Origin of the sequence: Streptomyces spongiae, assembly GCF_009377185.1 — a bacterium.
Taxonomy (GTDB): Bacteria; Actinomycetota; Actinomycetes; order Streptomycetales; family Streptomycetaceae; genus Streptomyces; species Streptomyces spongiae.
In genome coordinates this window covers 1-20,984 of record NZ_VJZC01000124.1, presented here as the reverse complement: position 1 = coordinate 20,984, position 20,984 = coordinate 1, and the positions used below count along the sequence as shown (strand labels likewise).

Below are 20,984 nucleotides of genomic sequence, written 5' to 3'. Positions count from 1 at the left end.
GGTCTGGGGGCGCAGCCCCCAGGGATGGGATGGGTAGGGGCGGCGGGGGCGCACTCATTCAGGGCAAGCAACCCACGTGGGCGAGCGCCTGCTTCAGGAGGACTCCCTGGCCGCCCGGCATCTCGTTCTGGACCAAGGGATCCGCGGCGTCCTGAGGGCTGAACCAGACCAGGTCGAGGGCGTCCTGGCGGGGCCGGCAGTCGCCGGTCACCGGCACGATGTAGGCGAGCGCCACCGCGTGCTGGCGGGGATCGTGGAACGGGGTGATCCCCTGCGTCGGGAAGTACTCGGCGACGGTGAAGGGCTGGAGGGAGGCCGGGACCCGGGGCAGGGCCACCGGGCCTAGGTCCTTCTCCAGATGGCGGAGCAGGGCGTCGCGGACCCTTTCGTGGTGCAGTACCCGGCCCGAGACGAGGGTGCGGCTGACCGTGCCGTCCGGCCCGATGCGGAGCAGCAGTCCGATGCTGGTGACTTCGCCGCTGTCGTCGACTCGTACGGGCACGGCCTCGACGTACAGGATCGGCATCTGGGCACGTGCCTGTTCGAGATCGTCGGTACTCAGCCAACCGGGCGTGGTTTCGGTCATGTCAGACATTGAATGATCGTACTTTCCACGCGTCCCTGATTTCGCGCACGCCGCTCCAGGTCACACATGACCCGCACCGACGGATGCGGCGATGGTCACTTGGCGTGGATCCGGTCGACCAGGATGTCGATCACGAGCGGGGTGCGGGGACCGAAGCCGAGGAGCACCCCGTCCTCCAGGTCGACCACGCGGCGGTCCATGCCGGCCGGGGTCTGACTGATGCCGGGGACGTCAAGGAGACCGTCGACGCCGCCGACCGAGTCCAGGCCCTTGGTCATCATCAGGATCACGTCCGGCTGGGCCTTGACGAGGGCCTCGCTGGTGATGGGCGTGAACGGCTTGTCGAGACCGGAGGCGGTGCCCGCGTCCACCGCGCCCGCGGCCTTGACGAGCGAGTCCGCGCCGGAGCCCTTTCCCCCGATCAGATAGACGGCCGCGCTGCCGCGCATGTAGAGGAAGGCGACCTTGGGCCGGCTGCCCTCGGGGACGCCCGCGCGGGCCTCGGCGAGGTCGTCGCCGATACGCCGGTTGAGGGCCTTGCCGGCCGCCGGGACGCCGAGGGCCTCGGCGATGCGGGTCGTGCGGGTGGAGACGTCGGCCAGTTCCGTCGCCGGGTCCAGGACCACCACGGGGACGCCCGCGTCACGGATCTGGTCGATGGCCTCGGAGGGACCGGTGTCGGTGTCGGCGAGCACGACCGTGGGCTTCAGCGAGAGCACGCTCTCCGCGCTCACGTCGTGGGCCTTGGTGACGAGGGGGAGCTTCTTCGCCTCCTCGAAGGTGGCGGTGATGTCGCGTCCGACGACACGGTCGCCGAGGCCGAGGGTGAACACGATCTCCGCCACACCGCCGTTGAGCGGCAGGATGCGCGAGGCGTCCTCGACGGTGACCTTCCGGCCGTCGGAGGAGTCGACGGTCACGGGCAGCTTCGGGGTGGGCGCCTTGCCTTCGAGGGGCACGACGGAGTTCGTGGCGAGCTGCTTCGTGGCCGCCGCGGCGCGGGCGCTCGCATCGGCCGGAGTCGATGTGGACCCGCTCCCGGTGGCGTCGCCGCTGCCCCCGCACCCCGAGACCAGCACCGCCACGGCGACGGCGAGAACGACAACACCTCTGCGGAACAAGGGCAGTTGGGTTCTTCCGGGAGTGCGCATCAGTCAGCCGTTCCCTCTCGTGTCCGAACACATCAGCGGATACTTTAGGTTAGCCTTACCTCAGTTGCCTACGGTGCGGGGGCTGACACACATGCATGGAAGAGGCGTACGGGCTCTTCGGGTCGGACCGGCGACGCTCGCCCTCGCGGGCACTCTGGTGCTCTCGGCGGCGCCCGGCGCTACGGCCGCCGGAGGCTCGGCGACCGGTCCCGAGGGGCAGAAACTGACCGTCTCGAAGGCGTCCGGCCTCGCCGAGGCGGGCGAGACGGTGACCGTGACGGGCTCCGGCTACAACACCGAGAAGGGCATCTACGTCGCGTTCTGCGTCGATAACGGCGCGGGGAAGACGCCCACGCCGTGCGTCGGCGGCGTCGACATGTCGGGGGAGTCGGGCGCCTCGGTGTGGGTCTCCTCCAACCCCCCGTCGTACGGGGAGGGGTTGGCCAAGCCCTACGAGGGGAGCGGACACAAGGGCTCCTTCTCGGTGAAGGTCAAGGTGCGGGCCAAGGACGCCAACACCGACTGCACCAAATCCGGCGTGACCTGTGCCGTGATCACCCGCAACGACCACACCCGGGGCGGCGACCAGAGTCAGACCGTCCGCATCCCGGTGACCTTCGGCGGCAGCGGCGGCACCGGCGAGCCGTCCGCGACCGCGAGTACCGGCACGACCTCGACCGGCGGCTCCGGCTCCGGCACCGGAGGGGCCACCTCGGACGACCCGCTCGCCAGCACCGGCAGCGGGGCCGCCCTGCCTCTCGGGCTCGCCTCGGCGGGCCTCGTGACGGCCGGGGGCCTCACCTGGCTGTGGGCGCGCCGGCGGCGCGGAGGAGTGACGGCGAACTGATCACGTGCCGGAGGAAGCGAACCGATCCCACGTCATGAACCAGGGGGCGAGATGAACAGAAGACCGGGCGCCGCCGTCTTGGCCGGAGGAGTGCTGATGACCCTCCTCTACCAGGCGCCGGCGGAAGCCGAGGACCGTGCGCGGGCTCCGCGCGAGGTGTCGGGAGGGTACGCGAGCTGGGCGGCCGTCGCCGACATGCCGGTACGTGCCGGGAAACCCGCTGTCGGCGGTACGGGAGGCCGGAGTTGGCTGCCGGTGGCCGGCGGCAGCGCCGACCCGGCGGCCGGAGACGCCGCCGTGGGCCTGGCGGGCGCCCTCGAACTCTCCACGGCCGGCACCGAACCGGAGGCCCTGACTCTCGACGCGCTGCGGCTGCGCCTGGACGACGGCACCGGAACGCTCCACGCACGAGCGGAACTTGACGGGCGGAGTCGTCAACTCACCTTGGCCGAGGTGCGATCGGCCACGTCTTCGCCGGTCGTACGCAGCGCCGGAGCCACCTGGACCGGCCTGCGGGTCTCCCTCACGGCCGAGGGCGCCGAACTGTTCTCCTCCTGGACCGGAGAGCCGTACGAAGAAGGCGGCCAACTCGCCCCGCTCGACGTCACCGTGGGCCTGCGGAGCGACACCGGCGAGGCAACCCCGGCGTCGCCGAGCGCCCCCGCGCCGGAGCCGCAGCAGGAGTGGGAGCTGAAACCGGATCCGGAGCCGGGGTTGGAGTCGGGATCGCGGTCCGAACAGGCGGCCCTCTCCATGAAGCTGGCTCACCCGACCGTCGCGGCGGGCGGTGAACAACTGGTCACGGGTGCCGGATTCGAGCCCGGAGCGGTGGTGCTCGTCGCGATCGACGACGACACCCGGTACGACGTGGTGGCCGATGGCTCGGGACACGTGTCCCAGGCGTTCCCGGTGTACGCCACCGCGGCCGAGGGCGCTCACAAGGTGGAGCTGCGCGCCGTGTCCGGCGGCGGGACCGCCGCGGCGGACTTCGCCGTCCGGCGTCCCTGAGGCATGCCAACTCCCTTTGTGCTCAGCCAGGTTGGGGTCTTTGCCATCTGTTGACAAGTCCTCCGCTCTCGTATTTAGGTTTGCCTTACCTAAGTCGCTACCTCGCATCGAGAAGGGTGCTCCTTCCCCATGAGACCTCTGCCGTCCGCCCGTACCGCCGCCCGCGCGGGCCTCGCCGTCACCGCCTCCGCCGCGCTCACGCTGGGCCTGGCCACCTCGGCCTCCGCCGCCACCTCGACCCGCACGATCACCGACGGGGGCACCACCTACAACCTGTCGTTGACCGCGCCCGGCACGGCCGGCGCCGCGGGCCAGGTCGTCACCGTCACGGGCTCCGGCTACAACACCAGCCAGGGCATCTACGTCGGTCTGTGCGTGGTCGACGGGGCGCAGGGCGCGGCCAAGCCCACCCCCTGCCTCGGCGGTCAGGACGAGTCCGGCTCAACCGGCGCCTCGCACTGGGTGAACAACACCTTCGGCGGCATGTTCGCCAACAGCTCCAAGTTCGGGACGGGCGGCACGTTCAGCGTGCAGATCTACGTGAAGGCCACCCTCGAGGACGGCAGCGTCTGCGGCGAGGACGTCACCTGTGCCGTCGTCACGCGCGCCGACCACTTCGACACCAACGACCGCAAGTACGACGTCCACGTCCCGATCACCTTCCAGTAACCGCCCGTCAGGCCGGGCCCCGCGCGACCGGGGCCCGGCCCTCGGCGTTCCCAGCAGAGTGCCGGGCGCACCCGACAAGTGAGGACCTCTCCATGGCAGTTGACACGCCGGCCCGGTACCGGCCGGGCCGCGCGGCCACCTCGCGCACCGGACGCAGACGCCCGGCCGCGCTCCTCGGTGCCGCCGCGCTCGTGCTCGCCTCCGTCGCCGTCGGCTCCGCCGCACAGGCCGCCGACACGCCCAGGACGGCGCTCGGCAAGGACGGCCAGAAGCTCACGGTCTCGGCCTCCGCGAACCTGGACCCCGACGGCGAGACACTCCGCGTCACCGGCGAGGGCTACGACGCGACCAAGGGCATCTACGTCGCCCTCTGCAAGGACAACGGCGACAACCGCATTCCCACCCCCTGCCTCGGCGGCGCCGACCAGACCGGCAGCGGCAGTTCCTCGAAGTGGATCGTCCCCAAGGGCGACCCCAACGAGGGCGAGCTCGCCACCCCCTACGGCGACGGCGGTACCTTCGACGTCGAGATCGACGTCAAGGCCAGGGACGGCGGCCTCGACTGCACCCAGGTCACCTGCTCGGTCGTCACCCGCGTCGACCACCGCGCCGCGGGCGACCGCTCCCAGGACGTCCGCATCCCGGTCGCCTTCGAGGGTCAGGACCCCGGCGACGGGGGCGACGGCGGCGACGGCGTGGACGTCCCGGCAGGCACCGTCAGCTACGTCAGGGCGGCCGACTTCACGGCGGCCGGCAAGCCGCTGGACGTCCTGGTGCACCCCGACTCGGGGAAGCTGTACGTCGGCGCCGACAACGTCGTCGACACCGCGGACGTCAACGAGCAGGGCCTGTACGTCCTCGACGCCGCGGACGGCAAGGTCCGCAGCCACATCTCCCAGGCGCCCGGCTCCAACGGCTCACTGGGCGGCCGCAAGGTCCCGCAGATCATCGCCCCGCTCTCCGGCGACGGCGTCGTCTTCCACTATCCGCTGCGCGGCATCGGCACCGCCAAGGACGGCGACGCGGTGGCGAAAGGTGTCTGGCTCGCCAACCCCGCCGCGGTGACCGCGGCGGGGCCGGGCACCGACGCCTCCACCGTCATCGTCCAGCAGGGCGCGGCCCTCTCCGAGATCGAGACCGCGACCGGCACGGTCGGGCGCACCCTCACCCTCGACGACGGCACCCGGCTCGGCGTGGACACCGCGCACAAGGCCGCCTGGACCGGCTTCGCGGGCGGACGGCTCAGCCGCGTCGACACCGGCTCCCTCACGGTGACCGCCACAGCCGAACTCCCCTCCGAGAACCTCTGGTTCATCACCCCCGACCCCGCCTCCGGCAACGTCTGGGTGGGCAGCGGGAACTCCGTCCTCGTCTACGACGACGACGCGAAGCTGCTGAAGACCATCAAGGGGGACGACCGGGCCGTCGACGTCGCCTTCGACACCGCCACCGGCCGGGCCTTCGTCGTCTGGCAGGACAGCGGTGACACCGGCAACGGCGGTGACAACAACGGCTCCCTGGGCGTGTACGACACCACGACGTGCGCGCAGGCCGCCGAATCGGCGAAACTCCCCGGCAACCAGGGCCAGATCGGCCAGGCCGCCGTCGCCGTCACCCCGGGCGGCACCACGGTGTACGTCGCCAGCCCGGCGGAGGGCAAGGTCACCAAGCTCGACCGCCGCATGTCCCCGAAGGTCACCCAGACCCCGACGGACCAGACCGTCGACCCCGGTGACGAGGTCACGTTCGTCGCCGCCGCCGAGGGCGCCCCGGAACCCACCGTGCGCTGGCAGGTCAGCACCGACGGCGGCCAGACGTGGTCCGCGATCGAGGGCGCGACGAAGAACGCGTACTCCTTCACCGCGAAGGCGGCCCACGACGGCCGCGAGTACCGTGCCGCGTTCACCAACTCCGCCGGAACCACCCGCACCACACCGGTCACCCTCACGGTCACCGAGTCCGGCGACGACGGCGGTGGGGACGACGGAGGCGGTGACGGCGGCGAGGACAGTGAACCCTCCGGCACGAAGACCGTCACCGGCCCCGAGGGCCAGAAGCTCACCGTCACCCCGGTCAACAACCTCGCCACCGAGGGCCAGACCCTCAAGGTCACCGGATCCGGCTACGACGAGGACAAGGGCATCTACGTCGCCCTCTGCGTCGACAAGGGCGACGGCGAACTGCCCACCCCGTGCATCGGCGGCGTCGACATGACCGGCACCTCGCACTCCTCCGCGTGGATCTCCTCCAACCCCCCTGACTACGGCGAGCAGTTGGCGATCCCGTACGGCGACGGCGGCACCTTCGAGGCCGAGCTCACCATGGACGCCAAGGACGACTTCACCGACTGCTTCAAGGCGACCTGCGTCCTGGCGACCCGTGCCGACCACACCCTCTCCGGCGACCGCTCGCAGGACGTCAAGGTGCCCGTGAGCTTCGTCGGCCAGGACCCGGTGGACACCGACGACGGCAGCGGTGACACGGGCGGAGGCGACACCGGCGGCACGACCGGCGGGTCGGGCTCCACGTCCGGTTCGGGTTCCGCCTCGGACCCGACCACCACCGGAGGCAGCCTCGCCACCACGGGCGTCACCGTCCTGACACTCGCCTCGGTGGCCGCTCTGCTCACCGCGGCGGGCTGGTTCGCCTACTGGCGCGGACGCGCAGGGGCGGCCGAGAAGGCGTAGCGCGAAGAGGCTCCCCGCACGTGGCGGGGAGCCTCTTGGCGTCTCTTCTGAATCGGTGCCGTCACCGCCGTGTGCGACGGGCGCAGTGCGTCGCCGCGCGTGCGGACAGCAGGCCGATCTGCGCGGCGGCCTCGTTCGGGGTGCGGGCGGGTCCCGCGAACAGCAGACGCACGTCCTCGTGCGTGTGGGCGTGTTCGAGCCGGAGTACGAGACCGTACTGGTCGAGGCGGACGGCACGGACCCGCGTCACCGAGAGCAGAAGCCGGGGCGGGGCCAGCCGGGACAGGACGGTCACCGTCTCCGTGTGGGCGGTGTCGAGGTGGGTGAGCAGTTTCGCCTCGTACGCGGTCAGGGGGTCCGGCTCCGCGGCCGTGAACTCGTCGAACTCCAGATGGGTCGTCCCGTCGGCCGTTTCGAGCGCCACGGCGGTGGGCCGGAAGAGCAGCCGGTCCTGGTTCCGGCTGGTGAGCCGGCCTTCCAGGGTGACGCGGGCGCGCACCCGGTCCCGTACGGCGACGGGCGCCACATCGGTCAGTTCGACGACGGCGCCGAGGCGTTGGCCCGACGTGGCGGCGAGCTCGGCGGTGACATGCCCCCCGGTCGGGTCCTCCAGCGTCAGCTGCCCCGTCTCGTCCACGCTGTGCAGACCGATCAGCTCGATGACGTGCCCCGGTGTGGTGACGGTCAGCGAGGTCGCCGCGGCGAGAACGGAACGGGCACGCTGGGCCGGGGTCGGCTCCTCCGGCTGGTCCTGGTCCGACTGGTCCGACATCCATTCCCTCCGTGATGATGCAAGGCTTCTAGATTAGGTAAGCCTTACCTTAGTTAATCACGAGTGTAGGGTCAGTCAAGGGGTTTCGGTCAAGGCATTGAGGGGTCGTCGCACCTGACCGCCCGGCGCGTCCTCCTGTTCAATGGAGCTGTACGGCATCGGTCCGCCGAAAGGAGTCGCCGTGTCCCCTGCGGTCGTGCCGCCCGTCGGGGCGCGCATCCGGCAGGTGCGCGTGGAGCGTGGGATGAGCCTGCGGGCGCTGGCCCGCGAGATCGGCGTGTCGGCGAGCCTCGTGTCGCAGATCGAGACCGGCAAGAGCCAACCGTCGGTCAGCACCCTGTACGCGATCACGACCGCCCTCTCCATCTCCGTGGAGGCACTCTTCGACACGCGTGACGCCGTCCCCACGGCCCCCGTGGCCCCCACGGCGGCCGCCTCCGCCGTGCCCCCGACCGTGCTCCACGCCCTGGCCGCCTTCGCCGCCGACCCCGGCCGTCGCATCGGGCCGCTGGTCGGAGCGGGAGAGCGGGAGGCACTGGGGCTGGACTCGGGGGTCGTATGGGAACGTCTCGGCCATGTTCCGGGGGCGGACGTGGACTTCCTGCTCGTGACCTACCGTCCCGGCGGCTCCTCCTCGGGATCCGGCGGGCTGATGCGGCACGCGGGCACGGAGTACGGCTATCTGACCTCCGGCGAGCTCGTCCTCACTCTCGGTTTCGAGGAGTACACCGTCCGCCCCGGCGACGCGGTCTGCTTCGAGTCGACGACCCCGCACCGCTACCGCAACGATGGTGAGGTACCCGCGGTTGGCGTCTGGTTCGTGTTCAGTAGCACTTGACACTTTCTCCGAGCGGTCGTTCACTCCGGATGGGGGTGGTCGCCATGGCGATCCGTACGTTCGGACCCAATGCCGTCGACTGGGAAGAGCGCGTCGACCTGGACCGGCTGCGCAAGGAGCGCCTGTCCCGGCTGCACAGCGCGCTGAACGTCTCCTCGCTCGGAGCCGTGCTCAGCTTCGACTTCGCCAACATCCGCTACATGTCCGCGACCCACATCGGCACCTGGGCCATGGACAAGCTCATCCGCTTCGCCCTGCTCGTGCGCGGCGGGGAACCGATCGTCTGGGACTTCGGCTCCGCCGCCCGCCACCACCAGCTCTACAACCCGTGGCTGGACTACAGCGACGGCAAGGAAGGCCCGCCGACCGGCGCCCGCGCGGGCATCTCCACCCTCCGGGGCGCCTTCCACCCGGACGCCGGGATCGCCGAGGACGTCGCCGCCAAGATCGCCACCGTGCTGCGCGAGCACGGTCTGGCGGGCGAACCGCTGGGCGTCGACCTCGTCGAGATGCCGATCCTCACGGCCCTGCGTGCCGAGGGCATCGACGTCGTCGACGGCCAGCAGGTCTTCCTCGCCGCCCGCCGCACCAAGACCCGCGATGAGATCTCCCTGCTCACCCAGGCATGCGCGATGGTCGACGCCGCCTACGAGGAGCTGTACGGCTTCCTGCGGCCCGGCGTCCGCGAGAACGAGTGCGTCGGGCTCGTCAGCAAGGTCCTCTACGACCTCGGCAGCGAGTACGTCGAGGGCGTCAACGCGATCTCCGGGGAACGCTGTTCACCGCACCCGCACGTCTACAGCGACCGCTTGGTCCGCCCCGGCGACCCCGCCTTCTTCGACATCCTGCACAGCCACCTCGGCTACCGCACCTGCTACTACCGCACGTTCGCCGTCGGCAGCGCCTCCACCGCACAGCGCGACGCCTACGTCCGCTGCCGCGAGTACATGGACGAGGCCATCGCCCTGGTGCGCCCGGGCGCCACCACCGCCGACATCGTGCGGGTGTGGCCGCGCGCCGAGGAGTTCGGGTTCCCCGACGAGACGGCCGCCTTCGCCCTCCAGTACGGCCACGGGGTCGGCCTGTCGATCTGGGAGAAACCCATCTTCAGCCGCCTCGTCTCCCTCGACCACCCCGAAGTCCTCGAAGAGGGCATGGTGTTCGCGCTGGAGACCTACTGGCCGGCCGCCGACGGCTGGTCGGCCGCCCGCATCGAGGAGGAAGTCGTCGTCACCGCCGACGGCTGCGAGGTCATCACCAAGTTCCCCGCCGAGGAACTCCTGGTCGCCGGCCGCAAGTACTGGACGGTCGGCGGCGAGCTCAACACCCGCCGCGAGGCCCAGTCCCACCTCAACACCCGTAGGAACGGGAGTGCCTGATGGGTACTCAGGTGCGGGATCAGGCGCAGGAGCTGCTCACGCTGTACGAGCGGATGGCCCTCGTACGGCGGACGGAGAAGGCCGCCCACGACCTGTTCCTGTCCGGCCTGGTCAAGGGCACCACCCACCTGGCCGCCGGACACGAGGCGATCGCCGTCGGCGCGAGCGCGGCCCTGCGCGCCGACGACTACGTCTTCGCCACCTACCGGGGCCACCACCACACCCTCGCCCGCGGCGCGACCCCCGAGGAGTGCCTCGCCGAGCTGATGAGCCGGGCCACCGGGCTGTGCCGGGCCAAGGGCGGCTCCATGCACCTCACCAAGGCCGCGACGGGCATGCTCGGCTCGTACGCCATCGTCGGCGCCCATCTGCCGATGGCGGTCGGCGCTGCCTGGTCGGCCCGGCTGCGGGGGACCGGCCAGATCGCGGTGGCCTTCTTCGGGGACGGCGCCACCAACATCGGCGCCTTCCACGAGGCGCTCAATCTGGCGGCGGTGTGGAAGTTGCCGGTGCTGTTCGTGTGCGAGAACAATCTTTACATGGAGTACACGCCCATCGCCGACGTCACCGCGGTCGCGCGGCCGGCGGCCGACCGGGCGTCCGCGTACGGCATCCCGGGCGAGACCGTCGATGGCAACGACGTCGTGCTCGTCCGGGAGGCGGTGTCCCGGCTGGCGGAGCGGGCCCGGGCCGGAGACGGTCCCGCCCTGCTGGAGGCCGAGACGTACCGCCACTTCGGGCACAGCCGGGCCGACCCGGCGACGTACCGCCCGGCGGAGGAGGTCGAGCGGTGGCTCAAGCACGACCCTCTGGATGTCGCGCGCGGACAGCTCACCGAGCTGGGGGTGCCGACAGAGACGCTCGCCCAGGCCGACGAGCGCGTACGTGACGTCGTACAGAAAGCAGTCGACGCCGCGAAGGCCGCGCCCGGCCCCGATCCGCGCGAGGCACTGACCGACGTGTGGGCGGACGGAGGCGCGGCATGGCGGACGTGATCGACGGACAGCCGGCCATCCAGCGGCAGATCACCTACCGGGAGGCGGTCGCCGAGGGCATCGCGCGTGAGATGCGGCGCGATCCGGCGGTCGTGTGCCTCGGTGAGGACATCGCGGCCGCGGGCGGGGTGTTCAAGACGACGGTCGGGCTGCTGGAGGAGTTCGGGCCCGGGCGGGTGTGGGACACGCCCATCTCCGAACAGGCCATCGTGGGCGCCGCGATGGGAGCCGCGATGACCGGCATGCGACCCGTCGCCGAGATCATGTTCTCCGACTTCCTCGCCTGCTGCTGGGACTACCTCGCCAACGAGATCCCGAAGGTCCGCTACATGACGGGCGGTCAGGTCACCGTGCCGCTCGTGGTGCGCACCGCGAACGGCGGCGGGCTCGGCTTCGGCGCCCAGCACTCGCAGGCCACGGAGAACTGGGCGTTCACGATCCCCGGCCTGAAGATCGCCGCACCGGCGACGCCCGCCGACGTGATCGGCATGATGGCCGCCGCGATCCGCAGCGACGACCCGGTGGTGTTCTTCGAACACAAGGGGCTCCTGGCGTCCAAGGGCGCGCCCCCGCCGCCGGACCACGTCGTCGAGCTGGGCCGCGCCGCCGTGGTCCGCGAAGGCGGTGACGTCACGCTCGTCGCCCTGGCCTCGATGGTGCCGGTGGCCTTGGAAGCCGCACAGCGACTGGACGAGGAGGGCATCGAGGCCGAGGTCGTCGACCTGCGCTGTCTGGTGCCCCTGGACATGAGCACCGTCCTCGCCTCACTCGCCCGGACCTCGCGGCTCGTCACGGTCGAGGAGAACCCGTACCAGGGCGGCTGGGGCGGCACGCTCGTCTCGGTCGTCGCCGACGAGGGCTTCGGCCTGCTGGACGCGCCGGTGCGCCGGGTGGCGGGGGAGTGCGTCCCGCTGCCGTTCGCCGACGCCCTGGAGGAACAGGTGATACCCACCGTCGACAAGGTCGTGGCAACGGTCCGCGCTCTCGCCGCGTACTGACCTCGGCCCTGTCGCCAAGCCGCACCCCTCACCCGCACGCCGTACCGAACACCCTGGGAGGAAAGGCGATGACCAACCGGATGCTCCTGCGCTCGGGCCACGTCCTGACGATGGACCCGGCCATCGGGGACCTGCCCCAGGGCGACGTCCTCATCGAGGACGGGAAGATCACGGCCGTCGAGCGCGCGATCGACGCCGACGTGGACGCCGAAGTCCTCGACATGACGGGGAGGATCGTGATCCCCGGCTTCGTCGACACCCACCGCCACACCTGGGAGGCGCCCATCCGCGGCTGCGCTCCCAACGCCACCCTCGACGACTACTTCGTGGACGTCCTCGACACGTTCGCCCCGGTCTACACCCCCGAGGACGTGTACGCGGGCAACCTCGCGGGCACCCTGGAGTGCCTCAACGCGGGCATCACCACGCTCGTCGACTGGTCACACATCAACAACACGCCCGAACACCCCGACGCCGCGATCCAGGCCCTCACCGAGACCGGCATCCGCGCCCAGTACGCGTACGGCAGCGCCAACACCTCGCTCACCGACTACTGGTTCGACAGCAAGATCGCGATCCCGGGCGACGACGTACGCCGTATCCGCAGCCAGTACTTCGCCTCCGACAGCGGCCTGCTGACCATGGCCCTGGCCACGCGCGGCCCGGGGTTCTGCACCAACGAGGTCGTCAGCTCGGAGTGGGGCCTCGCCCGCGAACTCGGCATCCCCATCACCGTGCACGTCGCGATGGGCCGGCTGGCCGGCCGCTTCGGCATGGTCAAGCAGCTGAACGACCTCGGCCTGCTCGGCCCCGACACCACCTACGTCCACTGTTGCTACCTCCACGAGGACGAGTGGCAGATGGTCGCCGACAGTGGCGGCACCGTCTCCATCGCCCCCCAGGTGGAGATCCAGATGGGGCACGGCTGGCCGCCCGTGATGCAGGCGATCGAGCACGGGCTCAGGCCGTCCCTGAGCATCGACGTCGTCACCACCGTGCCCGGCGACATGTTCACCCAGATCCGCGCCGCCTTCGGCGCCGAACGCGGCCGGCTCAACAGCGACTGCTGGCACGCCAACCTACCCGTTCCCAAAACCATGTTGACGGCACGTCAGATGCTGGAGATCGCCACACTCAACGGCGCCCACGTGGCCGGCCTGGAGGACCGCACCGGCTCCCTCACCCCCGGCAAGCGGGCCGACGTGGTCGCCCTCGACGCCACCGCGCTCAACATGGCGCCCGTGCACGACGCGGTGGCCGCGGTCACCCTCAGCGCGGACGTGTCCAACGTGGAGACGGTCATCGTCGACGGTGTGGTCCACAAGCGCGACGGCCGGCTGCTCGCCGACGTCGGCCGCGCCCGCCGCCTGGTCGAGGAGTCCCGAGACCGGCTGGTGGCCGCCACGGAGGCGAGGAAGCAGCAGGCATGACCAACCACTTGGTGCGGCGCGCCGCCGAGGCACCCCGACTGCCGTACGACAGCGGCGGTTTCCGGCGATGGGCCGTCATCGGCGAGGAGGACGGCAGCGTCCACACCGGCTTCGGGCTGTGCGACCTGCGGCCCGACGGCCGAGTGGGCGCCCACGTCCACTCGTACGAGGAGAGCTTCCACATCCTCTCCGGGACCGTGATCCTCGACGTGCCCGACGGCTCGTTCGTCCTTGAGGAGGGCGATTACGGTCTGCTCCCGACGGGCGTGCCGCACGCCTGGCGCGGCGGCGGGGACACCGCCGCCCGCTGGGCCGACATGCTGGCGCCGGTGCCGCGCGCCCGCTACGGGTACGACACCCAGGCGGTGCCCGCGCTGCCGGAACACGAGCCGGTCCGTATCGACGTCCGCGACCCGCGCACCCGCTCCTTCGGCCACTTCGAGGCCGCGCAGATGGACCCCGGGAAACAGTCCCAGGACCTCCTCGCCGTGTCGGCGAGCATGCGCACCGCGCTGCTCGTCTACAGCGGGATCACGGTGAAGATGATGGTGGACGGCGATCTGGGAGCGGTGGCCTCGACGATGTTCATGGTGCAGTACGCGCCTGATGGCGTCGCGGGCACGCACGACCACCCCTTCGAGGAGACCTATCTGTTCCTGGAAGGCGCCGTGAACGCCACCTTCGACGGCGAGAGTTACCTGCTCGGGCCCGGCGACACCGCCTGGGCGGGCGCCGGTTGCGTGCACGGCTTCTCCAACGCCGGGAACACGCCGTTGCGTTGGCTGGAGACACAGGCGCCACAACCACCGTCACGGCACTCGTACCGGTTCACCCGGGACTGGGACTACCTGAGCCGGGTGCTGGAGGAAGAGTCATGAGCCGCGGTGTCGTCGTCATCGGAGGTACGTCCGGGATCGGCCGGGAGATCGCCCGGCACCGCGCCGAGCGCGGCGACGAGGTCGTGCTCACCGGGCGCGACGCGGACCGGGCCCGCACCGTCGCCAAGGAGGTCGGCGCGGCCCGGGGCCTCGGCCTCGACCTGTCCCGGCCGCGTGAGATCGCCGGAGCGCTCACGGACGTGGGGCGCGTCGACCACCTGGTCCTCGCCGGGGTCTCCCGCGACGCCAACAGCGTCACCGAGTACGACATCGACGCGGCCATCCACCTGGTCACCCTCAAACTCGTCGGCTACACGGAGGTCGTGCACGCGCTCCGGACACGGCTGCACGAGGACAGCGCCATCGTGCTGTTCGGCGGCCAGGCGAAGGAGCGGCCCTACCCGGGCGCCACCACCGTCGCGACGGTCAACGCGGGCGTGACCGGCCTCGTGAACACCCTCGCCACCGAACTGGCCCCGATCCGCGTCAACGCCGTCCACCCGGGCGTCGTCGGCGACAGCCCCTTCTGGTCGGACAAGCCCCAGGACATCCTGATCGCCAACACACCCACGGGCCGGCTGGCCACCATGCGGGACGTGGTCGACGCGGTGGACTTCCTCCTCGGCAACCGGTCGGTCAACGCGGTGAACCTGAACGTGGACGGGGGCTGGCTGCTGCGGTGAGTGGGGGCGCGAGGCCAGCGCTTGACGCCCACCCCGCCGCAACCCCGCCGCAACTCCTCGTCTCGGCACGGCAGTTGCCCCCGCCGGGCCGTGCCCGGCGGGGGCAACCTTCCTGTCCAGTACCCGGACCGCCGCCACGGCTACGCGGGCGGCTTGAGCGGGTCGTGGCCCAGTGTCATCAGCCGGTGCCGGCGGCCGGTGTCCTCGGCCACCGGCTCGTTCTCCTCGTCCTGCTGCGCGGTGACCGTGTCCACCACCTCGTACATGACACGGATGTCGTCGCCGGTGAGGTCCGTGCGCCGCTTCTGCAGGATCGCCAGGACGTGCTGACCGGTGGGCGTGCCCGCCTGCTCGGGCAGCGGTTCGGTCTCCTCGGCGGCGTCGCGGACCCGTAGCCAGGCCGCCAGCTCCTGGGAGGTCATGTTCACCACGCGGTGGAACTCGTCCCACAGCGCGTCGAGTTCAAGGGCGTCGGTCATGGGGTGCCCCTTTCGTGCGGCACTTCGGGCCTCGGCCTCAGCCCTCGCGCGGCCAGTCCTCGGCCTGGAACATCCAGCGCTGCTTCTCCAACTCGGCGGTGAGGGAGATCAGCAGGTCCTGGGTGACCCGGTCGGAGTGCTCGGTCGTCTCGATCCGGGTGCGCAGTCGCCCGATGGCCGACTCCAGCGCCTCCACGAGGAGGTGTACGACCTCGGTGTCCCGCAGCCACCCGTCCTTCGGGCTCTGCAGGGCGAACCGTGACGCGACGGTCTCCGGGCGGCCGTCGGGAGTGATACCCAGTGCGGCCGCTCGCTCGGCGACCGTGTCGGCGTACGAACGGGCCGTGTCCACCACCTCGTCGAGCTGGAGGTGGATCGAGCGGAACCTCGGGCCCACGATGTTCCAGTGGGCCTGCTTTCCGATGAGTGAGAGCCCCAGCAGATCCACCAGGGTGTCCTGCAAGGCTTCCCCGGTGGCCCGGAGGGCGGGCTCGGGGAGCGTACTCGTCACTGCCGTCATCGTGCGTTACTCCTCCTCGTCGTCTTGTGCCGGGCCGTGCAGGTGTTCTGGGAAGGCCCGGCGATACGGAGCAGCGCGGCGCGTTCCTCCTCGCACAGACCGCCCCAGACGCCCGCCAACTGTCTGCTGCTGAGCGCCCAGGAGAGGCACTGGCTGATCACCGGGCAGCGGGAACAGACACGCTTGGCGGCGGCGATGTCCCTGAGAGCCGGACCCGACGTGCCCACGGGGAAGAACAGATCAGGGTCCTCTCCCACGCAGGCCGCACTCCGCAACCACTCCATGAAGGCGCGGGTGCCCAGGACGGATGGGGGAAAACACGGCACCCCGGCGGCGAAGGTCGTCACGATTCCCGCCTGCCAGGGCACGCGCCGTCATGCGCGTTGTCGTTTCACAGAACCCACACATAGCCCTGTCAAACCTTGAAGTCTCAAGCGTTACGCTCACCAACAGCCGAGTGGCCGGGAGCGGCCCGTCCGCTGTGCCACTCGTTCCCCCCACACAGCACAGGAGAATCGGTGTGCAAGACCTCGACGTAGTGGTGATCGGCGGAGGCTACGCGGGCGTCCGGCTCGCGAAACGGCTGGACGGGACGGCGCGGGTCACACTGGTGGACCGCAAGGAGGTCTTCTTCCACCGTATAGCCTCCCTGCGCGCAGGCGTGCACCGGGAGTGGACGGCGACCCCCTTCATCCCCTACGACCGGCTGCTCCGCAACGGCCGCGTGGCCGTGGGCAAGGTCGTCCGCATCGACACCACCGAGCGGCAGGTGGCCCTGGCCACGGGCGAGCGGCTCCCGTACGACGCGGTGGTGATCGCCACCGGCGCCGACTACCCCGAACCCGCCCGCTTCGTCGGCAGCACCACCGAGGAGGCGGCCAAGTCGTTCGCCGCGCACCAGCAGAAGATCGCGGCCGCCGAGCACGTCCTCGTCGTCGGAGGCGGGCCCTCCGGTGTCGAACTCAGCGCCGAGGTACGCCTGGCCCGGCCGGACGCCCGGGTCACCCTCGCCCACTCCGGGCCGACGCTGCTCAACCGTACGGGCAGCGAGCGGGCCGGCCGCAAGGCGCGCTCCTGGCTGGAGGCCCACGACGTGGAGGTGCGGCTCGACGCCTTCATGTCCCCCGGCAACGACTTCGGCACCTACCGCGACGCCCGCGGCACCGTCATCGACGCCGACCTCTCCTTCTGGGCGACCGGCACCACGCCCAACACGCTCTGGCTGCGGCTGGGCGGGCACGGCGACTGGCTGAACCCGTCCGGGCACGTGAAGGTCGACCGGACACTCCGGGTCGAAGGGCACGTGGACGTGTTCGCGGTCGGTGACGTCAACGACGCCACCGAGCTCAAGATCACCCCTGCCGCGCTCGCCCAGGCGGACCTGGCCGCCTGGAACATCCGCACCTACCTGCAGAGTGCCGGCAAGCACCGGAAGGAGCCCCGCTTCTACCGGCCGGTCCACCGCACCCCGCTCATCGTGCCCTTCGGCCCGGCCGACGGCGTGACCATGGTGCCCGTGCCGGGCGGTGAGACCGCGGTCCTCGGCGGCCGCACCTCCACCCTCGCCAAGGCCAAGACCCTCATGACGCCGTTCATGAGGCGCCAGCTCGGGTACACCGCGGCCTGACGTACGGACCGGGGACCGGGAGGGCGGCAGGGCGAGGCCGCCGTGCTAAAAGGTGTGGCCATGGAGACCGAGCCGATCACCCTGTCCACGCCGCGGCCCGTGCGGCGGCCGACGCTGGTGCAGGGCTGGCACGAACTGACCTTCCTGCACTGGCCGGTGGACCCCGACCGGGTGGCCGGGCTCCTGCCGCCCGGCACCCGCCCGGACACCCTCGACGGGGTCACCTACGTCGGCCTGGTCCCCTTCCTGATGCGCGGCGTGGGCCTGGGACCCGGCCCCGGCCTGCCGTACCTCGGAACGTTCTGCGAGACGAACGTACGGCTGTACTCCGTGGACGGCCACGGCCGACGCGGCGTCGTGTTCCGCTCCCTGGACGCGGCCCGGCTCATACCCGTGCTGGTGGGCCGGCTCGGCGTACGCCTGCCCTACCTCTGGTCGAGGATGCGACTGCGCCGCGAGAACGACGTGATCACCTACACCAGCCGTCGACGACCGTCCGCGGGCCGCCCGGGAGCGGCCAGCCGCACCGTGGTGAGGACCGGAGCCCCCATAGCGCGGCCCACGCCGCTGGAACAGTTCCTCACCGCCCGCTGGGGACTGCACGTCCCCTGGCACGGCCGCACGGTCCACCTGCCGAACGAGCACGCGCCCTGGCCGCTGCACCGGGCCGAACTGCTCGACCTGGACGATGACCTGCTCACGGCCGCCGGCCTGCCGCCCATGACGGAACCACCGGTCAGCGTGCTCTACTCGCCGGGCGTCACCGTCCGCTTCGGCACGCCCTCCGCCCTCGGGCCCCTCTGATGGATCTCAGCTCATCACGACCCGGTCCACGAACCCGGTCACGTCCGCCAGCACCTCGTCCTTGTTCGTCTCGTTGAACACCTCGTGCCGCGCGCCCGGATAGACGCGCTCCACCCAGTCGGCGCCACGCAGTTCCTCGATGCCCGTACGGCTGCCGGACAGCGGCACGATCCTGTCGTCGTCCCCGTGCACCCACAGCAGGGGGAGCCGTCCGACGTCACCGTGCTTGGAGATCGTTTCCAGGGCGCGGACGGTCGCCTTCAACGTCGGGCGCTTGAACGGGCCGTGCCACACCAGCGGATCGGCCGCGTACACGGCACCGACCTCCGGGTCGCGGGACAGCAGGTCCGTGTCGATCGGCACGTCCGGCAGCTCGTCGTACGCGAGGAGCGTGTGCGGCAGTTCCCAGACGCCGAGCACCGGGCCCGACAGGACGAGCGCGGCAAGTCCGGCACCGTACCGCTGGGCGTACCGCGCCGCGATCAGCCCGCCCATGGAGTGCCCGATCAGCACGACGGGAACTCCGGGATAAGCGGCCCGGGCCAGCTCCTCCACCGCGTGCACGTCACTGACCACGTCCTCGAAGTCCTCGACCAGCACCCGCTCGCCCGCCGACTTCCCGTGCCCTATGTGGTCGGGCCCGAACACGGCGGCCCCGTGGGCGGTGAGCACGTCGGCGACGTACTCGTACCGGCCGATGTGCTCGCCGTAGCCGTGCACCAGCAGCGCCACGTACCGCGGCCGTTCGCAAGGCCACTCACGTGCGACGACGCTTCCCGTGGTCCCGGTGACGGTGTGTTCGCGTGAGTCGGCCATGTCTCCTCCGGCTGCGTCGGTGAGGTACCCGGGCGATCTTGCCAGGGAGCCACGCGGGGGTCCACGGTGCGCGGCCCGGTCGGCCCGATTCCGCCACCGGCAGGGGCCACCTGTCGAGACGGTCCTGTCGCGCCGAGATAGGTGGGCATAGCATCGGTGCCCGCATGAACACGATGACGCTCTGGCACATAACCCCGGCCGAATTCGCGGTGCTCGCCTTCGCGGCCCTGCTCGTCGGCTTCTCGAAGACGGCCGTCAGCGGGGCCAACACGGTCAGCCTCGCGATCTTCGCGGCCGTCCTGCCCGCCCGGGAGTCGACCGGCGTCCTGCTGCCGATCCTGATCGTCGGCGACGTACTCGCCGTGCTGACCTACCGGCGGCACGCCCACTGGCCCACCCTCTGGCGGCTGTTCCCCGCCGTCGGCGCGGGCGTCGTGCTCGGCACGGTGTTCCTGCTGTGGGCGGACGACGAGATCGTACGGACCTCGATCGGCGCGATCCTGCTGCTGATGGCCGCGGTCACGGTGTGGCGCCGCCGCACCGCCGAGAAGGAGGAGGACCCCGACGAGGTGACCACACGGGCGGGCCGCGCCAAGGCCCGGTCGTACGGCGTCCTCGGCGGCTTCACCACGATGGTCGCCAACGCCGGCGGCCCCGTGATGTCGATGTACCTGCTCTCGGCGGGCTTCCGGAAACTCGGCTTCCTGGGGACGTCCGCCTTCTTCTTCCTCATCGTCAACGTGTCCAAGGTGCCCTTCAGCGCCGGCCTCGGCCTGATCGACGGCCCCTCGCTCCTCCTCGACGCCGCCCTCGCCGTGTTCGTCGTGCCGGGGGCCCTGCTCGGCAAATGGGCGGTGAACCGCATCAACCAGCGCCTCTTCGAGCAACTCGTCATCGCGGCGACGGTGGTGGGCGGAGTGCAGCTCCTGGTCCGCTGAGGTGGGGCGGCGGCAGCCTTTCGCGAGAACCTCAGCCGCCGCTCCGCCCCCGCGGATGCCTGCGCAGCAGATACGTGTCCATGATCCAGCCCTTCCGCTCGCGGGCCTCGGAGCGCAGCCGCTCGATGCGGGGGGCCGTGTCCGCGAGAGGGCCGGAGACGAGGATCTCGTCCGGGGTGCCTATGTAGGCACCCCAGTAGATGTCGATGGATTCGTCGGCGTACTGCCGGAAGACCTGGTGGGCGTCGAGCATGACCACCACGTCGTCCACGTCCTCGGGGAACCCCTCGGCCAGCCGGCGCCCCGTGGTGATCTGGACGGGCCGGGCCACCCGGTTCAGCCCCGTGCGGTGCCGGGCCGCGAGGGCGGACACGCTGCTGATACCGGGCACGACGTCGTACTCGAAGGCCACGACGCCACGGTCCAGGACCTCCTCCAGGATCCCGAGCGTGCTGTCGTACAGCGAGGGATCGCCCCACACCAGGAACGCGCCGCTCTCCTCCTCGCCCAGCTCCTCGGCGATGAGCCGCTGGTAGACGTCGGCGCGGGCACTGCGCCAGTCACCGACGGCAGGGGAGTACGCGGCACCCTCGGCGCTCCGGTCCCGCTCGGGGTCGCGTGCCTCGACCAGCCGGTACGTCCCCTCCGGTATGTGCGCGTCGAGGAGGTCACGGCGCAGCTGGACGAGGTCCGACTTCACCTCGCCCTTGTCCAGGATGAAGAACACGTCCGTGCTCTTCAGCGCCTTGACCGCCTGCAGGGTCAGCTGGTCGGGATCGCCCGCCCCGATGCCGATGACATGAATCTTTCGCACGCCTCCGAGTCTGCCGCACCTCACTGACAATCCGGTGGGGTGCCTACGCCGCCCCACCCCCGCGC

General features: G+C 71.1%; 22 protein-coding genes. 14 read left to right on the top strand and 8 right to left on the bottom strand.

What is annotated here, in order from left to right; all coding sequences use genetic code 11:
* Nucleotides 1-58: 58 nt before the first annotated feature.
* Entirely contained in the window at nt 59-586 is a 528-nt protein-coding gene (locus tag FNH08_RS19110) for an NUDIX hydrolase family protein (RefSeq protein WP_152772710.1), read from the bottom strand.
* 95 nt (nt 587-681) lie between these two features.
* Nucleotides 682-1,737, bottom strand: a complete 1,056-nt coding sequence (locus tag FNH08_RS19105; protein ID WP_152772707.1) for a heme/hemin ABC transporter substrate-binding protein — start codon at nt 1,735-1,737, stop codon at nt 682-684.
* Nucleotides 1,738-1,828: 91 nt separating this feature from the next.
* Between FNH08_RS19105 and FNH08_RS19100 the strand changes: the two genes are divergently transcribed.
* From FNH08_RS19100 to FNH08_RS19085, 4 genes are all read left to right on the top strand, one after another.
* Nucleotides 1,829-2,584 (top strand): hypothetical protein, encoded by a 756-nt coding sequence (locus FNH08_RS19100; protein ID WP_228034221.1) that lies wholly within the window; start codon nt 1,829-1,831, stop codon nt 2,582-2,584.
* Between the two features lie 96 nt (nt 2,585-2,680).
* Nucleotides 2,681-3,592 carry an HtaA domain-containing protein gene (locus tag FNH08_RS19095; protein ID WP_194238531.1) on the top strand — a complete coding sequence of 304 codons (912 nt, stop codon included), beginning with the start codon at nt 2,681-2,683 and terminating at the stop codon, nt 3,590-3,592.
* Nucleotides 3,593-3,721: 129 nt separating this feature from the next.
* Nucleotides 3,722-4,261, top strand: coding sequence for a hypothetical protein (locus tag FNH08_RS19090; RefSeq protein WP_152772705.1), 540 nt, complete (start codon nt 3,722-3,724; stop codon nt 4,259-4,261).
* A gap of 92 nt (nt 4,262-4,353) precedes the next feature.
* Nucleotides 4,354-6,948, top strand: a complete 2,595-nt coding sequence (locus tag FNH08_RS19085) for an immunoglobulin I-set domain protein (protein ID WP_152772704.1) — start codon at nt 4,354-4,356, stop codon at nt 6,946-6,948.
* Between the two features lie 61 nt (nt 6,949-7,009).
* Here the strand turns inward: FNH08_RS19085 and FNH08_RS19080 are convergent, their stop codons facing one another.
* Entirely contained in the window at nt 7,010-7,720 is a 711-nt protein-coding gene (locus tag FNH08_RS19080; protein ID WP_152772703.1) for a DUF2470 domain-containing protein, read from the bottom strand.
* A gap of 181 nt (nt 7,721-7,901) precedes the next feature.
* On the opposite strand from FNH08_RS19080, the gene FNH08_RS19075 reads away from it, so the two are divergent.
* From FNH08_RS19075 to FNH08_RS19045, 7 genes are all read left to right on the top strand, one after another.
* Nucleotides 7,902-8,558, top strand: a complete 657-nt coding sequence (locus FNH08_RS19075; RefSeq protein WP_322724822.1) for a helix-turn-helix domain-containing protein — start codon at nt 7,902-7,904, stop codon at nt 8,556-8,558.
* A gap of 44 nt (nt 8,559-8,602) precedes the next feature.
* Nucleotides 8,603-9,937 (top strand): M24 family metallopeptidase, encoded by a 1,335-nt coding sequence (locus FNH08_RS19070; RefSeq protein ID WP_152772701.1) that lies wholly within the window; start codon nt 8,603-8,605, stop codon nt 9,935-9,937.
* Entirely contained in the window at nt 9,937-10,932 is a 996-nt protein-coding gene (locus FNH08_RS19065; protein WP_152772700.1) for a thiamine pyrophosphate-dependent dehydrogenase E1 component subunit alpha, read from the top strand. Before FNH08_RS19070 ends, FNH08_RS19065 begins: the two co-directional genes overlap by 1 nt.
* Nucleotides 10,920-11,930 carry an alpha-ketoacid dehydrogenase subunit beta gene (locus FNH08_RS19060; protein ID WP_152772699.1) on the top strand — a complete coding sequence of 337 codons (1,011 nt, stop codon included), beginning with the start codon at nt 10,920-10,922 and terminating at the stop codon, nt 11,928-11,930. Before FNH08_RS19065 ends, FNH08_RS19060 begins: the two co-directional genes overlap by 13 nt.
* A 68-nt stretch (nt 11,931-11,998) precedes the next feature.
* A complete protein-coding gene (locus FNH08_RS19055) occupies nt 11,999-13,360 on the top strand; it encodes an amidohydrolase family protein (RefSeq protein ID WP_152772698.1) in 1,362 nt (453 codons plus the stop codon).
* Complete coding sequence (locus tag FNH08_RS19050) at nt 13,357-14,238, top strand: cupin domain-containing protein (protein ID WP_152772697.1); 882 nt, start codon at nt 13,357-13,359, stop codon at nt 14,236-14,238. The genes FNH08_RS19055 and FNH08_RS19050 overlap by 4 nt, the downstream gene beginning before the upstream one ends.
* Nucleotides 14,235-14,921 carry an SDR family NAD(P)-dependent oxidoreductase gene (locus FNH08_RS19045; protein WP_152772696.1) on the top strand — a complete coding sequence of 229 codons (687 nt, stop codon included), beginning with the start codon at nt 14,235-14,237 and terminating at the stop codon, nt 14,919-14,921. Before FNH08_RS19050 ends, FNH08_RS19045 begins: the two co-directional genes overlap by 4 nt.
* Before the next feature lie 140 nt (nt 14,922-15,061).
* On the opposite strand, the gene FNH08_RS19040 is transcribed toward FNH08_RS19045, so the two are convergent.
* From FNH08_RS19040 to FNH08_RS19030, 3 genes are read right to left on the bottom strand one after another with little or no spacing between them, the layout of a single operon-like run.
* On the bottom strand, nt 15,062-15,400 hold the full coding sequence (locus FNH08_RS19040) for a DUF3140 domain-containing protein (RefSeq protein WP_152772695.1): 339 nt from the start codon (nt 15,398-15,400) through the stop codon (nt 15,062-15,064).
* A 37-nt stretch (nt 15,401-15,437) separates the two neighbouring features.
* Nucleotides 15,438-15,920 (bottom strand): Dps family protein, encoded by a 483-nt coding sequence (locus FNH08_RS19035; RefSeq protein WP_152772694.1) that lies wholly within the window; start codon nt 15,918-15,920, stop codon nt 15,438-15,440.
* Entirely contained in the window at nt 15,917-16,267 is a 351-nt protein-coding gene (locus FNH08_RS19030) for a WhiB family transcriptional regulator (protein WP_456114950.1), read from the bottom strand. Before FNH08_RS19030 ends, FNH08_RS19035 begins: the two co-directional genes overlap by 4 nt.
* A gap of 173 nt (nt 16,268-16,440) precedes the next feature.
* On the opposite strand from FNH08_RS19030, the gene FNH08_RS19025 reads away from it, so the two are divergent.
* Together FNH08_RS19025 and FNH08_RS19020 are read left to right on the top strand one after the other, a co-directional pair.
* On the top strand, nt 16,441-17,547 hold the full coding sequence (locus FNH08_RS19025) for an NAD(P)/FAD-dependent oxidoreductase (protein ID WP_322724819.1): 1,107 nt from the start codon (nt 16,441-16,443) through the stop codon (nt 17,545-17,547).
* A 60-nt stretch (nt 17,548-17,607) separates the two neighbouring features.
* Nucleotides 17,608-18,351: a YqjF family protein gene (locus FNH08_RS19020; RefSeq protein WP_152772692.1), complete on the top strand. Its 744-nt coding sequence runs from the start codon at nt 17,608-17,610 to the stop codon at nt 18,349-18,351.
* 6 nt (nt 18,352-18,357) lie between these two features.
* Here FNH08_RS19020 and FNH08_RS19015 read toward each other — a convergent pair whose 3' ends face one another.
* Entirely contained in the window at nt 18,358-19,167 is an 810-nt protein-coding gene (locus tag FNH08_RS19015) for an alpha/beta hydrolase (RefSeq protein ID WP_152772691.1), read from the bottom strand.
* 164 nt (nt 19,168-19,331) lie between these two features.
* On the opposite strand from FNH08_RS19015, the gene FNH08_RS19010 reads away from it, so the two are divergent.
* Entirely contained in the window at nt 19,332-20,105 is a 774-nt protein-coding gene (locus FNH08_RS19010; RefSeq protein ID WP_152772690.1) for a sulfite exporter TauE/SafE family protein, read from the top strand.
* A 31-nt stretch (nt 20,106-20,136) separates the two neighbouring features.
* On the opposite strand, the gene cobF is transcribed toward FNH08_RS19010, so the two are convergent.
* Nucleotides 20,137-20,919, bottom strand: a complete 783-nt coding sequence (gene cobF, locus FNH08_RS19005; RefSeq protein WP_322724817.1) for a precorrin-6A synthase (deacetylating) — start codon at nt 20,917-20,919, stop codon at nt 20,137-20,139.
* Nucleotides 20,920-20,984: the final 65 nt, after the last annotated feature.

Bases quoted from the DNA above. Each gene is read 5' to 3' on its own strand.
- FNH08_RS19110 (WP_152772710.1), bottom strand. From the start codon at position 586: ATGACCGAAACCACGCCCGGTTGGCTGAGTACCGACGATCTCGAACAG.
- FNH08_RS19105 (WP_152772707.1), bottom strand. From the start codon at position 1,737: ATGCGCACTCCCGGAAGAACCCAACTGCCCTTGTTCCGCAGAGGTGTT.
- FNH08_RS19100 (WP_228034221.1), top strand. From the start codon at position 1,829: ATGCATGGAAGAGGCGTACGGGCTCTTCGGGTCGGACCGGCGACGCTC.
- FNH08_RS19095 (WP_194238531.1), top strand. From the start codon at position 2,681: ATGACCCTCCTCTACCAGGCGCCGGCGGAAGCCGAGGACCGTGCGCGG.
- FNH08_RS19090 (WP_152772705.1), top strand. From the start codon at position 3,722: ATGAGACCTCTGCCGTCCGCCCGTACCGCCGCCCGCGCGGGCCTCGCC.
- FNH08_RS19085 (WP_152772704.1), top strand. From the start codon at position 4,354: ATGGCAGTTGACACGCCGGCCCGGTACCGGCCGGGCCGCGCGGCCACC.
- FNH08_RS19080 (WP_152772703.1), bottom strand. From the start codon at position 7,720: ATGTCGGACCAGTCGGACCAGGACCAGCCGGAGGAGCCGACCCCGGCC.
- FNH08_RS19070 (WP_152772701.1), top strand. From the start codon at position 8,603: ATGGCGATCCGTACGTTCGGACCCAATGCCGTCGACTGGGAAGAGCGC.
- FNH08_RS19065 (WP_152772700.1), top strand. From the start codon at position 9,937: ATGGGTACTCAGGTGCGGGATCAGGCGCAGGAGCTGCTCACGCTGTAC.
- FNH08_RS19060 (WP_152772699.1), top strand. From the start codon at position 10,920: ATGGCGGACGTGATCGACGGACAGCCGGCCATCCAGCGGCAGATCACC.
- FNH08_RS19055 (WP_152772698.1), top strand. From the start codon at position 11,999: ATGACCAACCGGATGCTCCTGCGCTCGGGCCACGTCCTGACGATGGAC.
- FNH08_RS19050 (WP_152772697.1), top strand. From the start codon at position 13,357: ATGACCAACCACTTGGTGCGGCGCGCCGCCGAGGCACCCCGACTGCCG.
- FNH08_RS19045 (WP_152772696.1), top strand. From the start codon at position 14,235: ATGAGCCGCGGTGTCGTCGTCATCGGAGGTACGTCCGGGATCGGCCGG.
- FNH08_RS19040 (WP_152772695.1), bottom strand. From the start codon at position 15,400: ATGACCGACGCCCTTGAACTCGACGCGCTGTGGGACGAGTTCCACCGC.
- FNH08_RS19035 (WP_152772694.1), bottom strand. From the start codon at position 15,920: ATGACGGCAGTGACGAGTACGCTCCCCGAGCCCGCCCTCCGGGCCACC.
- FNH08_RS19020 (WP_152772692.1), top strand. From the start codon at position 17,608: ATGGAGACCGAGCCGATCACCCTGTCCACGCCGCGGCCCGTGCGGCGG.
- FNH08_RS19015 (WP_152772691.1), bottom strand. From the start codon at position 19,167: ATGGCCGACTCACGCGAACACACCGTCACCGGGACCACGGGAAGCGTC.
- FNH08_RS19010 (WP_152772690.1), top strand. From the start codon at position 19,332: ATGAACACGATGACGCTCTGGCACATAACCCCGGCCGAATTCGCGGTG.